Source organism: Bizionia sp. M204, assembly GCF_023205095.1.
GTDB lineage: Bacteria > Bacteroidota > Bacteroidia > Flavobacteriales > Flavobacteriaceae > Algorimicrobium > Algorimicrobium hallyeonense.
In genome coordinates, this window is record NZ_CP046242.1 from 534,863 (window position 1) to 548,516 (window position 13,654).

The 13,654-nt window shown below is 33.4% G+C and carries 12 protein-coding genes; 6 read left to right on the forward strand and 6 right to left on the reverse strand.

Going from position 1 to position 13,654, the window contains the following annotated elements; translation table 11 throughout:
- Positions 1-20: 20 nt before the first annotated feature.
- From GMA17_RS02465 to GMA17_RS02490, 6 genes are all read left to right on the forward strand, one after another.
- Positions 21-2,513 (forward strand): T9SS type A sorting domain-containing protein, encoded by a 2,493-nt coding sequence (locus GMA17_RS02465; protein ID WP_248398773.1) that lies wholly within the window; start codon positions 21-23, stop codon positions 2,511-2,513.
- 75 nt (positions 2,514-2,588) lie between these two features.
- Positions 2,589-3,596 (forward strand): glycosyltransferase family 2 protein, encoded by a 1,008-nt coding sequence (locus GMA17_RS02470; RefSeq protein ID WP_248398776.1) that lies wholly within the window; start codon positions 2,589-2,591, stop codon positions 3,594-3,596.
- A 74-nt stretch (positions 3,597-3,670) separates the two neighbouring features.
- Positions 3,671-4,558 carry a YbbR-like domain-containing protein gene (locus GMA17_RS02475; protein WP_248398779.1) on the forward strand — a complete coding sequence of 296 codons (888 nt, stop codon included), beginning with the start codon at positions 3,671-3,673 and terminating at the stop codon, positions 4,556-4,558.
- Positions 4,555-5,148: a dephospho-CoA kinase gene (gene coaE, locus GMA17_RS02480; RefSeq protein ID WP_248398782.1), complete on the forward strand. Its 594-nt coding sequence runs from the start codon at positions 4,555-4,557 to the stop codon at positions 5,146-5,148. The genes GMA17_RS02475 and coaE overlap by 4 nt, the downstream gene beginning before the upstream one ends.
- A 70-nt stretch (positions 5,149-5,218) precedes the next feature.
- Positions 5,219-6,790 (forward strand): sensor histidine kinase KdpD, encoded by a 1,572-nt coding sequence (locus GMA17_RS02485; RefSeq protein WP_248398784.1) that lies wholly within the window; start codon positions 5,219-5,221, stop codon positions 6,788-6,790.
- A 5-nt stretch (positions 6,791-6,795) separates the two neighbouring features.
- The gene (locus GMA17_RS02490) at positions 6,796-7,512 is read left to right on the forward strand and encodes a response regulator transcription factor (protein WP_066251445.1); all 717 of its coding nucleotides are present in this window, start codon (positions 6,796-6,798) and stop codon (positions 7,510-7,512) included.
- A gap of 44 nt (positions 7,513-7,556) precedes the next feature.
- Here GMA17_RS02490 and miaA read toward each other — a convergent pair whose 3' ends face one another.
- From miaA to GMA17_RS02520, 6 genes are read right to left on the reverse strand one after another with little or no spacing between them, the layout of a single operon-like run.
- Complete coding sequence (miaA, locus tag GMA17_RS02495) at positions 7,557-8,468, reverse strand: tRNA (adenosine(37)-N6)-dimethylallyltransferase MiaA (RefSeq protein WP_248398787.1); 912 nt, start codon at positions 8,466-8,468, stop codon at positions 7,557-7,559.
- Positions 8,469-8,484: 16 nt separating this feature from the next.
- The gene (locus tag GMA17_RS02500; RefSeq protein ID WP_248398790.1) at positions 8,485-9,375 is read right to left on the reverse strand and encodes an ion transporter; all 891 of its coding nucleotides are present in this window, start codon (positions 9,373-9,375) and stop codon (positions 8,485-8,487) included.
- A 34-nt stretch (positions 9,376-9,409) separates the two neighbouring features.
- Positions 9,410-10,777: an exonuclease domain-containing protein gene (locus GMA17_RS02505; protein WP_248400605.1), complete on the reverse strand. Its 1,368-nt coding sequence runs from the start codon at positions 10,775-10,777 to the stop codon at positions 9,410-9,412.
- A 48-nt stretch (positions 10,778-10,825) separates the two neighbouring features.
- Positions 10,826-11,482, reverse strand: a complete 657-nt coding sequence (locus GMA17_RS02510) for a YggS family pyridoxal phosphate-dependent enzyme (RefSeq protein ID WP_248400606.1) — start codon at positions 11,480-11,482, stop codon at positions 10,826-10,828.
- A gap of 8 nt (positions 11,483-11,490) precedes the next feature.
- Entirely contained in the window at positions 11,491-12,390 is a 900-nt protein-coding gene (locus GMA17_RS02515) for a hypothetical protein (RefSeq protein WP_248398794.1), read from the reverse strand.
- On the reverse strand, positions 12,390-13,628 hold the full coding sequence (locus tag GMA17_RS02520) for a DUF1015 domain-containing protein (protein ID WP_248398797.1): 1,239 nt from the start codon (positions 13,626-13,628) through the stop codon (positions 12,390-12,392). The genes GMA17_RS02515 and GMA17_RS02520 overlap by 1 nt, the downstream gene beginning before the upstream one ends.
- Positions 13,629-13,654 lie beyond the last annotated feature (26 nt).

The window sequence follows — 13,654 nt, forward strand, 5'->3', positions numbered from 1 at the left end:
TAATTAAAACTAAATTTATCATGAAAAAAATTACATTTATGTTTTTTGTTTTCAGTTTATTTACTGTAGTAAGCTATGGTCAATATTTAACTGAAGGATTTGAAACGGCTGTCCCTCCAGCAGGATGGACTTTAACACAGGTAAACACGAGTGAAACTTGGACGCTATCTACAGCTATAGTTCCTAATTCCGGTGCAGCATCAGCACAAGTTGTTTATGACCCCGCTCTTGTACCACAAGATGAAACATTAACTACTCCGGTTTTAGATTTATCCGCTAGTGTAAATCCAAGATTAAAATTTTGGTTTAACATGAGCTACTATTGGGCTATTGATCCAAATGATAATTACGACTTTGTTGTAAGTGCAACAGATGGTACAACAGAAACTGTTTTATGGCAAGAGGCTGATTTTGGCGTGTTTGATAGTTTTGTATGGTATGAAGTTGAATTAAATTTAGCAGCGTATGCTGGTCAAAGTAATGTTCAAATTATTTTCAACTACAACGGTGTTGATGGTGCATCTTTAAATTTGGATGATGTATTAGTTGAAGAAACACCAACCTGTCCAACACCCACTAATACAGTGGTTGTGCCAACACAAACAACAGCAGATGTTAGTTGGGATACCGTGGTAGAGGCTACACTAGGTTACGAATGGGTAATAATGGCATCTGGTGCGGCTCCAGAAGTTGCAACAGCAATTGCATCTGGTACCACTGGAACAGGTGTTTTAACCGATAGTGCTTCGGGATTAACGCAAGCAACAGATTACGATTTTTATGTGCAAGCAAATTGTGATACGAATGGCTTAAGTAATTGGTCTGCCGTATTATCGTTTAGAACTTTAGCTCCTGAGCCAAATTGTGCAATTAATCCAACGCCAGCTGATGGCGCAGTGGATGTAGCTACAGGAAATGTTACTTTTTCGTGGGAAGCACCAACAACAGGACCTACGCCAACTTCATACAATTTATATGCAGGAGAAACACCAGCAGGCGATGATTATGGTTTAATAGGAAACTATACAGATACCAATGCTGCGTTAACGCTAACAGGTTATGATACATTGTTATATTGGATAATTAAACCAGTTAATGAAACAACAGAAGCAACAGGTTGTCCAGTATGGAGCTTTACAACCGGATCTGCGCCTGTAGGTGCCGTTTGTGAAGATGCTATTGTAGTTACATCAGTACCTTATAACACCACGGATAATACAAGTGCTTATGGTAACGATTATGGAAATACGGATCTACCACCTTTAGCAGGCGCTCAATATACAAATGGAACAGGTAGTGCGTTTTATATTACTGGAGACGATGTCGTGTATGAATTTACTCCAGCTACGGATGGAACTTATAATTTTGATTTGAGTAATACCGAAGATGGTTGGATTGGTTTTTGGTTGTTTGAAGGCTGTCCGTTTACGTCCGTTGTTGCATATCATACAGCAACTGCGGGAACTACCTATAGTTTACCTGCTATTACGCTTACTGGAGGAACTACTTATTACGTGGTAATTTCCTCATGGCCAGCACCTCAATCAACATCATACACATTGGATATTACACAATTAAACTGTACCGGAGCTTCTGTTGCAGAATCATCCACAAATATTGATTGTACAAATAACCAATATTATGTAGATGTAAATATAGACGCTGTTAATGATGGAACTGAAATTAGCGATGGAACAACAACTTATCCAATAACAGGAACAGGTATAACCCAGGCAGGTCCGTATCCTTTTGGTACAGCCGTAGATTTGACTTTAGTTCATTCGGATGCCGCTTGTAATATAGATTTAGGCAATTTTGTTGTAAATGGTTGTCCTCCTGTAAACGATGTGTGCAGTGGCGCCATAATGTTAACACCTGGCGTTGTTTTTACAGATAATCCTGTAATTGGTAGTAATGAATTCGCCACAACATCTTCTGGAGAACTTGCGCCAGGCTGTGCAAGTTATAACGGAGGAGATATGTGGTACTCGGTAGTGGTGCCTGCAGATGGTAATATTGTTTTGGAAATGAATGCTAACCCTACCGGTGGCGGTGGAGATGCTGGAGGAGCAGCATATTCTGGTGCTTGTGGTTCATTAGTATTAATTGAATGTAATGATGATGGTAGTGATGATGGTTTATACCCGTTGGTTTCTATTTCAGATCCTTCATTAGCAGGAGAAACTATTTATTTCAGAGTTTGGGAATATGGTAATAATGCAACCATTAACTTCCAGGTATCTGCTTATAGTTCTACCTTAAGTGTTGAAGATTTCCAACAACAGGAATTGTTTACATACTATCCAAACCCAGTAAGCAATGCCTTAACATTAAACGCACAACAAAATATTCAAGATGTTGCAGTTTATAATATGTTAGGTCAAGAAGTATTACGTGTAGCACCTAATACAGTTTCTGCCGATGTTGATATGACATCCTTACTAGCTGGAGCATACTTTATGAAGGTCATGATTAATAACATATCTGAAACAATACGAATTATTAAAAATTAAAAAATAGTTTTAAATATTAATTTTAAAAACCACCCAACTGGGTGGTTTTTTTTATTGTTTAATTACATTTGTTAAATGGAATTAGCATTTTCTTTTATTATACCTGTTTTTAATCGACCAAACGAGATTGATGAGCTATTGCAAAGCTTTAGCAATCTAAACAGTAATGAAAATTTTGAAATAGTTATTATTGAGGATGGATCTACCTTGCCATCAAAAAATGTTATTGCCAATTTTCAAGATCAACTAAATATTACGTATTTGGTTAAAGAGAATTCCGGGCCAGGTGATTCCCGAAATTATGGGATGCAACATGCCAAGGGTAATTATTTTATCATTTTGGATTCTGATTGTATTTTACCTCCTAATTATTTAAATATTGTTAAATTATTTTTAACGGATAATTATGTAGATTGTTTTGGCGGACCAGATGCAGCCCATAGTTCATTTAGTAACCTGCAGAAAGCTATTAATTTCTCTATGACAGCGTTTATTACTACAGGTGGAATAAGAGGAAATAAAACACAAATAAATAAATTTCAACCGCGAAGTTTTAATATGGGATTGTCTAAAAAAGCCTTCCTTAAAACCGGTGGTTTTGGAAATATTCATCCAGGTGAAGATCCTGACTTATCTTTAAGGCTTTGGAAATTAGGATATGAAACAGCGTTAATTCCAGAAGCTTTCGTATATCATAAACGACGTATTTCGTGGTCCAAATTTTATAAACAGGTCTCAAAGTTTGGCTTAGTTCGACCTATTCTAAATGTATGGCATCCGGAATCAAAAAAAATCACATATTGGTTTCCTACTATTTTTATTTTAGGTTTTGTTTTAGCTATAGTTTTAGCCGCTTTAAACTGTATGCAACTCTTATTACTTTATGGTACATATTTTTTAATCGTATTTTTAGTTGCTTTATTTAGCACGCGAAGCTTCGTTATAGCAATTCAAGCAATATGTGCTACGAGCATACAATTTATTGGTTATGGTTATAGTTTTATAAAATCAATTACTATATTAAAGGTAAGTGGTAAAAAGCCAGAGGAAATTTTTCCGGAATTATTCTTTAAAAACAAATGATTAATACTCTAAAATCTAAATTGCTAAAGGCTATAAAGAATAAAAGAATCAATGTGTTCTTTTTATTCTTAATCATGTCTTTTAGTGTTCTTATTTTACTGAAGCTTTCAAATACCTACGTTAACACCATCACATTTCAAATTAATAAAGTGAATGTGCCAGAAGCTCATGTTGTTTTTGATGATCATCAAAAGACTTTGCGAGTAGGCTTAAAAGCTCAAGGTTTTAATTTGTTGAAGTACTATTTTAAGAAACCCAAAATTAATATCGATTTCAGTCATAACATTACCAAAACCGATAGTCTTTATATTTGGAATAAAAATACGGCCTTCCTAGATGTAATTTCACAATTTGATAAAGCCGTTGAGGTTGTAAATATTAATCCAGATACATTATATTTTAAATATGATTTAAACGCCATTAAAAAGGTGCCAATTAAAATAAATGCTAAAATTAATTATGCTATAGGCTACGACATTTTAGAATCATTTGAATTAAGTCCTGATTCCATTAAAATTATTGGACCTAACGTATTGGTTTCGGCCATCGATTTTATTGAAACAGATACGCTCAAACTTCAGGATGTTAAAGAGAATATTATTACCACTGTTTTATTAAAGTTACCCGAAAATCAAAATGAATTAGAATTTTCTAATAAACAGACTCATGTAGCCGCGACGGTTACAAAATTTACAGAAGGTAAATTAAAAATTCCAGTTACTATTATTAATGTACCTGAAGATATTAATTTGAAGTATTATCCAAAAAAAATCACCGTTTCTTATTATACAAGTTTATCAAACTATAAATCTATTACAGCATCGGACTTTGAAATTGTTTGCGATTTTTCAGAAGTGTCTAAAAATCAAACGTTTTTAATACCAAAGTTAACAAAGCAGCCAGAAGTTTTACGGCATGTAAAAATAAATCATGATCAAATAGAATATATTATTACGGAATGAAAATAGTAGGTTTAACTGGCGGAATTGGTAGTGGTAAAACCACTGTAGCTAAATTGTTTGGGCAATTAGGTGTTCCAACTTACTTTGCAGATGACGAAGCCAAAGCACTGATGAATCGTTCAAAAGTAATTAAACGCAAACTCATAGCATTATTTGGAGACGAAGCCTACAAAAACCAAAAATTAAACCGACCATTTTTAGCAGAAGCAATCTTTAATGATAAAAATTTGCTAAAAGCTATGAATGCCATTGTACACCCTAAAGTAGCAAGCCACTTTAAAAAGTGGACAGAAAAACAACAAACGGATTATGTTTTAAAAGAAAACGCTATTTTATTTGAACATGGAGGTGAAAAAGATTGTGATTTTACCATATTGGTCACTGCACCCGAAAGCATCAGAATTGAACGCGTCATAGCACGTGATCAAAGAACCAAAGCACAAGTACAGGCCATAATAAATAACCAACTTCCCGAACAGGAGAAATTAAAAAAGGCCACCTTTGTTATTGAAAACACAGACTTGAATGCGACTAAAAAGCAGGTGATTAAAGTGCACCAGAACCTTATAAAAGCTATACAAACACCTTGAATTTTAACATTTTTGTTAATGTAAGGTTAAATGCTAAGATAGCTAAATGTTAAAATGTTAATTTTGAACGATGAGCAAAAAGTTATTCATCATATTGGTGTTATTAATGAGTTTATCGCTTGTTGGTATAATATTTGTCCAAGCTTACTATATTAATAATTCCATAAAAAACGAAGAGGATCAGTTTAATTTTAATGTAAAAAAGGCATTAAGTTATACCTCCCGTGAAATTGAGGAAAAGGAAGTGCTTAGTTACTATAACAAGTATCAAACACTAATTGATGAAAAGAAACAAGCGGATACCGTAGCTATTTCAAAACTATTCATCGTTTCACAAATTAATGATACAAATGAAACTTTTATATATAGAAGTGGCATTTTAGAAGAAAACCATAAGTTATCTTCGTCGCTCTTTGACATCGGTTTAGATAGCCTTAATATTAAGCGTATTATAGGAACGTCAGAAACTAAAATTTTTAGTAATCAACCAACGCTGGATAACGATTTGCCAGAAAACCCTATTTTAAGTTTAATGAAATCGGGACGGATTACGCCAGCAGAACGGATTAGTTTTGATGAAGCGTTTAAAGATTTAAGCAGTAGAATACCTATTCATAAACGTGTTTACGATGATGAAATTCGCAGATTACTATCAAAAAAGCTTAAAGAAGACAATATTGAATTGGATTATGAGTTTGCTATTTACAGTAATGATTTAGCAACTAAAATACAAACAGATAATTTTGAATTACAACCAGGAACGTTTAGTGTTTCTATTTTTTCAAATGAGAATAATAACAATAATTATAAGCTATTAGTTAATTTTCCAACACGGAATAAGTTTATACAGTCATCCATTATTAGAATGACATTATTGTCCATAATTTTCACATCTATTATTATCATTGCCTACTCAAGCGCCTTATTACAGTTATTCAGGCAGCGTAAAATATCTGAAATAAAATCAGATTTTATAAATAACATGACGCATGAGTTTAAAACACCAATTGCAACAATTAATTTGGCCTTGGATGCCATTAAGAACCCAAAGGTTATTGATGATAAAGAGCGTGTGGCTCGCTATTTACAAATGATACGTGACGAGAATAAACGTATGCATGCGCAAGTAGAAAACGTATTAAGAATATCTAAACTTGAAAAAAACGAACTAAATATTAGTAAAGACCGTGTGGATCTCCACGAACTAATTGAAGATGCCATTACGCATATTGAATTAATAGTGGAAGACAGAAAAGGCTACATTCATACACATTTGAATGCAGAACAATCTTCAGTTTTAGCAAATGAAACACACTTTACAAATGTTATCGTAAATATTCTGGATAATGCCGTTAAATATTCTCCAGAACCACCAAAAATTGATGTTTACACCGAAAACGTAGGAACAAACATCTTGTTAAAAATTAAAGATCAAGGCAGTGGAATGAGTAAAGCTGCACTAAAGCATGTGTTTGAAAAATTTTATAGAGAACACACGGGAAATATACATAATGTAAAAGGACATGGTCTGGGATTAGCATACGTAAAACGTATGGTTGAAGATCACCAAGGACACATTTCCGTAGAAAGTGAAAAAGAAAAAGGAAGTACCTTTATTATAAAACTTCCATTAATATCGTAAAAGCTATGACAGAACAAAACAAAAAAATCTTATTAGTAGAAGATGATCCAAATTTTGGAACCATTTTAAAGGATTATTTAATGATGAATGATTATGACGTTACACATGCTAAAAACGGTATGGAAGGCTTCGAAAAGTTCAAAAAAGATGATTTCGATTTGTGTATTCTAGACGTGATGATGCCATATAAAGATGGTTTTACGTTAGCAAAAGAAATTCGTGAGAAAAATACGGAAGTGCCTATTGTTTTCTTAACAGCTAAAGCTATGAAAGAAGATGTTTTAAAAGGGTACAAAGTAGGTGCTGACGATTACCTAAATAAACCATTTGATAGTGAAGTATTGCTGATGAAAATTAAAGCAATCATGCAGCGTAAAGCTACTGAAACGGTTGCAGATAGTAAACAGTTTCAATTTACTATTGGTGGGTTTGAATTAAATTCGAAACTACGTTTTTTAACCTATAATGGTGGCGAACAAATTAAATTATCACCTAAAGAAAATGAGCTTTTACGCTTATTAGCTTTACATGAAAATGATTTAATGCCGCGTGAGTTAGCTTTAACAAAAATCTGGCGTGATGATAATTATTTCACTTCACGTAGTATGGATGTTTACATTGCTAAATTGCGTAAGTATTTAAAACTAGACGATAAAGTAGAAATACTTAATATTCACGGTGAAGGTTTTAGATTGGTAATTAATACTGAATCAGAAGATTAATAGATCTTATCATAAAAAGAAAACCAGCTAATTAGCTGGTTTTTTTATGCGGTCATTTCAGATTCTATATCGGTAATGATTGTTTTAATATCGGTTTTGTAATCAAACCAAAGCGTATTGCTATTCCGTTTAAACCATGTAAGTTGCCTTTTTGCAAACCGGCGACTATTTTTTTTGATTTCTGAAATGGCAAAATCTAATGACCATTCATGAGCCAAATAATTAAAAAGCTCTTTGTATCCAACGGTATTTAATGCATTTAAATGAGATTTTGCTTCAAGGCTTTTTACTTCTTCTAGTAATCCATGTTCCATCATGATATCAACACGCTTATTAATACGCGCGTAAATCGTTTCGCGTTCTGCAGTTAAGCCAATGGTTATCGTTTTAAAATTTCGCTTAATTGATGATTTTTGTAAAAAGGATGAATACGGTTTTCCTGTGCCAATACAAATTTCTAATGCACGAATAACACGTTGCGGGTTATTTAAAGCTATTTTTGCATACGTGTTGGCATCCAATTCTTTTAATTGAGATTGTAGCACTTGCAAACCATCGGTTTCTAATTGTGCGTTTAATGCCGTTCTGATATTTTTATCAACTTTCGGAAATTCGTCAAGACCATTTATAACCGCATCTACATATAATCCAGATCCACCAACCATGATAACTACTTCCTGTTTTTTAAACAAGTCGGTTAACGTGTTTATTGCATCTTTTTCAAAAGCACCAACACTATATGGGTCTTCAATGGATTTATGATGAATAAAATGATGCTTAGCCTCTTGAAGTTCCGCAGCTGTTGGAGCGGCCGTTCCAATTTGCATTTCTTTGAAAAATTGTCTGGAATCTGCCGAGATAATTTCCGTATTAAAATGCTGTGCAAGCTTAATGCTCAACGCCGTTTTACCTATGGCTGTTGGTCCAACAATGGAAATAAGGTATTTTTTAGGCATACTTAAATTTTCATTGCTATTTTGAAGGTTCAAATTCTAAAGAATGCCCGCATTTATGGCAGTATTTTGCCTTATCCTTGTGGTCTTGGGCTAAACAATTGGAACAGGATAGCGAGTTTAAATCTACGTCATTAGGATGCGGCGGCACGGCATTAACTACGGGCTTGTTATTAACGTCATCGCTATTCATTTTTCTTGTATACTCGGCAGAAACTATACCCGTTGGGACTGCAATAATGCCATAACCCAATACCATAATAATTGAAGCTATAAATTGACCTAGTGGTGTTACAGGAGCAATATCGCCATATCCTACAGTTGTTAAGGTTACAATACTCCAATATATACTTCTTGGGATGTTATTAAAACCACTAGCTTCTCCTTCTACGAGATACATAATTGTACCAAAAATGGTAGCAACAATAATCACTGCAAATAGAAATACGGATATTTTAGCACGACTAGCTTTTATGGCTGTTGCCAAATGATTGGAAGCACCCATAAAGCGTGCTAATTTTAAAATTCTAAATACGCGTAATAAACGTAAGGCACGTAAGGCTACTAAAGCATGTGTGCCAGCAAAAATTAGAGATAAATATTTTGGCAGTGTAGACAGTAAATCAATAATACCATAAAAGCTAGTAATATATTTTAGCGGCTTTTTTACCGTCACTATTCGTAAAATATACTCAATAGTAAAAAGTATTGTTATTATCCACTCCGAAATATCTAAAAACATGTGGTATTGCGCATCAATGCTCTTAACACTTTCAAGCATTACCAACAGGATACTGGCAATAATTACAATTAATAAAACAACATCAAATAATTTTCCAGCAGGTGTATCTGCCTCATAAATTATTTCATGAAGTCTACCTTGCCATCTCTTATAAGGTTTTGTACCCATAATTTTAAAAATACTAAAAGTTTATAACAACCATTTAGTTATTCAGTTTTATAATTTTCAGTTTTTTGTTTTTCCTTAAGTAACTCTTAATAATATGTTGGGCGTCACGATTGTTTTCCATAGGTGTAATTACAGATTGTAAAACATCCATATTGGTTATTTGATAATTTAAATTGAAATACCCGATACCTTTAAAAAGGCCATTTTCTATAAGAATAGCACTACGTTCATCTACCTCACGTGCACGATCAATAATAACCATATTTTGATTATTATAGCTATTTTTAGTAATTAACTGCAAAACACGTTTATTATAATCCTCCGAGGATTCTTCTTGAATGCAAGCACCTAAACATTGTTTGATGTCATAATTAAAGCAACTGTTTTTTGTTGGATAAAGTCCCGTTAATTTCTGACACAATTGAAATTCTTCTACTGCATTAAATAAGAAACTTTTTGCACTTTGTCTATTTGTAAACGTTGTGATTGGTTTTTTACGGCCATCAGCCTTATCTATCATTAAATTAATATAGCCATTAGCATCTTTAAAAGAATACAAAGCATGTGTAAAAATGTTTCGGCGTAGCGCTCTATTAAAAATGGGTTTATTTCGTTTTATTTCTTCGCTTTCTTTTAATAAAGCAACCAATTCGCTACCGGTATGTTCGTAGGTAACCGCAGCGGCATCTCGTTGAAGTTTTTTTGACTTCGTACTACTGCTGGTAAAATGCTGACTGATTCTGTTTTTAATATTATTGCTTTTTCCTATATAAATTATAGTACCTTCTGCATTATATATGTAATAAACACCAGTAATATGTGGAAGCTCCTTAATGATATTTTTTAGGTTTGCCGCCATCTCTTTTTTTGCTTCAACCTGAATAGCATCTTTTACAATGAGCTTTTCCAAATCTCTAGAAAGTAGCATTTTAAATAATTTAACCGTTGCCATAGCATCGCCATTGGCTCGATGTCTATCACTTACAGGAATTCCCAAGGAACGAGCTAATTTTCCCAAACTATAAGAGTCTTGTCCTGGAATTAGTTTTTTAGATAACTCCACAGTACATAGCGTTTTGCGTTTAAACGGAAACCCTAATCGCGTGAATTCCGTTTTTAAAATCCGATAATCAAATTGGGAGTTATGCGCAACAATAATACAATCTTCCGTCATTTCAACAATACGTTTAGCTACCTCATAAAACTTGGGAGCTGTACGTAACATATTACTATTAATACCGGTTAGATTAACGACAAAAGGTTGAATTTCACGTTCTGGGTTTACTAAACTAATAAATTGGTCCACCACCTTATGACCATCAAATTTATAAATGGCTATTTCAGTAATACCTTCTTCATTGTATTTTCCACCAGTGGTTTCTATGTCGAGAATTGCGTAAATAAGTTTGCTATTATTTAATTTGTATTAGATGTAATTTAATTTTAAGCTTTAATAATTGCGTTCGCCAAAGATACTACTTCCTACACGAATCATATTACTTCCACAGTTTATTGCTAACTCATAATCACCACTCATGCCCATAGAAATAATTTCTAAATTGGCGTGAAGGGTTTTGAGTTCGTCAAAAATAGTTTTTAGTCTGTTGAATTCTGCTGTAACTTGATTTTGGTCATCTGTAAAAGTTGCCATTCCCATAACACCTGTGATTCGCACATTTTGAAGTTCCTTGAAGGCATTGGATTTCAACATATTGACAGCATCTACCTTGGCCATACCAAATTTAGAATCTTCTTCTGCAATTTTTATCTGTAAAAGACAATCTATAATGCGTGTCTCTTTTTTGGCTTGTTTATTAATTTCTTTAAGGAGTTTAAAACTATCCATGCCGTGAATTAAGTTCACAAAGGACGCCATATACTTTACTTTGTTGCGTTGTACATGACCAATCATATGCCAAGAAATATCTTTAGGTAAGGTTTCAAATTTATCAACCATTTCCTGAATTTTATTTTCTCCAAAAACACGCTGGCCGGCATCATAGGCTTCCATAATATCACTATTGGGCTTCGTTTTCGAAACAGCCACAAGTGTTACATGTTCGGGAATTTGGTTTTTTAGATTAAGTAAATTCTGTTTAATGGACATGGTATATATTATTTTTTCCAATTAAAATCTGATTTAATTTTATTGGCATATTCTAAGTCGCGAATAGGTATGGAAAACAAATCTCCTTGATAGTCTTCCGGAATATCAAAAATGGATATTAAACCGTAACGCTGATTTTTATAATGAATGAAACTATAGTTATCATAATTTTTATAAATGATATAATCTATAGCGTGTTCTAAATAAGCCTTTTTATAAAAGGGTTCAAAAAGTATCCAAGTCCTTTCAAAATTGCGCTCAATGCCAAAATTTTGATATTCTAACAGCGCGAAACTATTTTGAATTAATGCGAAATTTTTTCCAGTGGGATATTTATCAATTTTTCTGGTTAGTGCATATAACTCAGATAAATTCTCGAATGCTATATCTTCAAATACTTTTTTCTGTTCTTGTTTTTGCACAGAATCCAATGTGACTTTTTGATCCAAAGCATAACGTACTTTGGAATACATGCTTGTTTTGTCTTTTAAACTATTTAACTGTTGTAAATCGGCTTGCTTTAAAAAATTAGTGTCCAACCAGATAAAATGATTTTTCAGGTACATGGTTTTAAACCAATTTGCTAAATCACCAACTGTAATAGATTCATAATAGGTTTTGCCTTCAGGTTCGTAGGCTAAATTAAAGCCATAATCTCTAACGAGAATCGTTAATTCTGCTTTAAAAAATTCTATATCACCATTTTCAAAACTTCTATCTAATAGAAAATATTTTAAATTAGTTTCATAACCATACGTTTCTTCAAGTTTTAATATTTCACTTTTAGCTAATTCATAATTAGTATATAATGATGGATAAATGATTTCATGAATTGTTGTATCACGCTCATTTTGAGAACATACAGCACCTGTAATTAAACTACATATGAAAAAATAGATGTATTTCATTAAAATTCGTAAATGGTGACACCACTGCGTAACTTGGGCTCAATAAATGTCGATTTTGGTGGCATTTTTAAACCGTCGTCTGCAATTTGTTTCATTTCCTCTATAGTTACAGGAACCATACCAAACCCAACAGCAAAATCACCGCTATCCACATTATTCTTAATGTTCACTATGTCTTTCTTACCATTCATATACATAATGCGGTTATCGTTTCGTAAGTCCACAATTCCTAATATAGGCTCTAAAATGGTTTTAAAAAGAATTTGGGCATCCAAACCATCTAATGAGGTTCCGCTGCTGTAGGCCGATTTCCGTAAGTACAGAGAATAAAACTCGCCATCTAAATACATACTAAAATGATGTTTTTTAGATGGTTTATAAGGAATTGTACCACGATTTTCAATGCGATAAATGGTATCTAATTCAATTAAAAAAGCTTCTTTAGATAAACCGTTTAAATCTTTAATTAACCGGTTGAATTCATGAATCCGTAAATCTGATTCTGGAATCAAATAGCTCATAAAAAAACTATACGGTTCAGTGCCTTGATGGTTTGGATTTGCAGCTTTTAAATCTTTGTATAACAAATAAGACGATGATGACCTATGATGACCATCGGCAATATAAATATGAGGCATTTTTTTAAATTCTGCTTTTATACGATCAAGTAGTTCTGGTTTATCTACCTTCCACAAGTAATGTGTATCTCGGTATGTGGTTGTAAATTCGTATTCCGCGCGTTCCTTTTGCTTTTTAGAAATAATACCTTTTATTACGGCATTATCCGGATAGGTTAGGAGTACAGGTTCGGCATTAAAACCAACTGTTTTAAGGTAATCTTTGAAAATTACTTCACGGTGTTCAATGGTGTCCTCGTGTTTTTTAATTACATTACTTTCATAATCTACGGCGCTTACAGCAGCTACAATGCCATTAAATTCCTGATTTTCTCGATCTACAATTCTATATACATAATACGCAGGCCGCTCATCTTGAATGAAAATAGTATCCTCCTTAAATTCCAAATACCTGTTCTTAACTAAAGAATAGCGCTCAATGCCAGATATTTCTTTGTCAAAACGATAGCCAGGATTTACAATGTGCAAAAACGAAAACGGATTATCGCGTAATCGAGATTCTCGTTGTTCAGGCGTATAGCTTTGATAGGATCGTGCCGCAACAAGACTGACTTTGTCTCGCGTTGGACGAACTGCTTTAAAAGGAATTATTTTAGCCATGTTTATTTGCTGCTAAAGCGGAAATC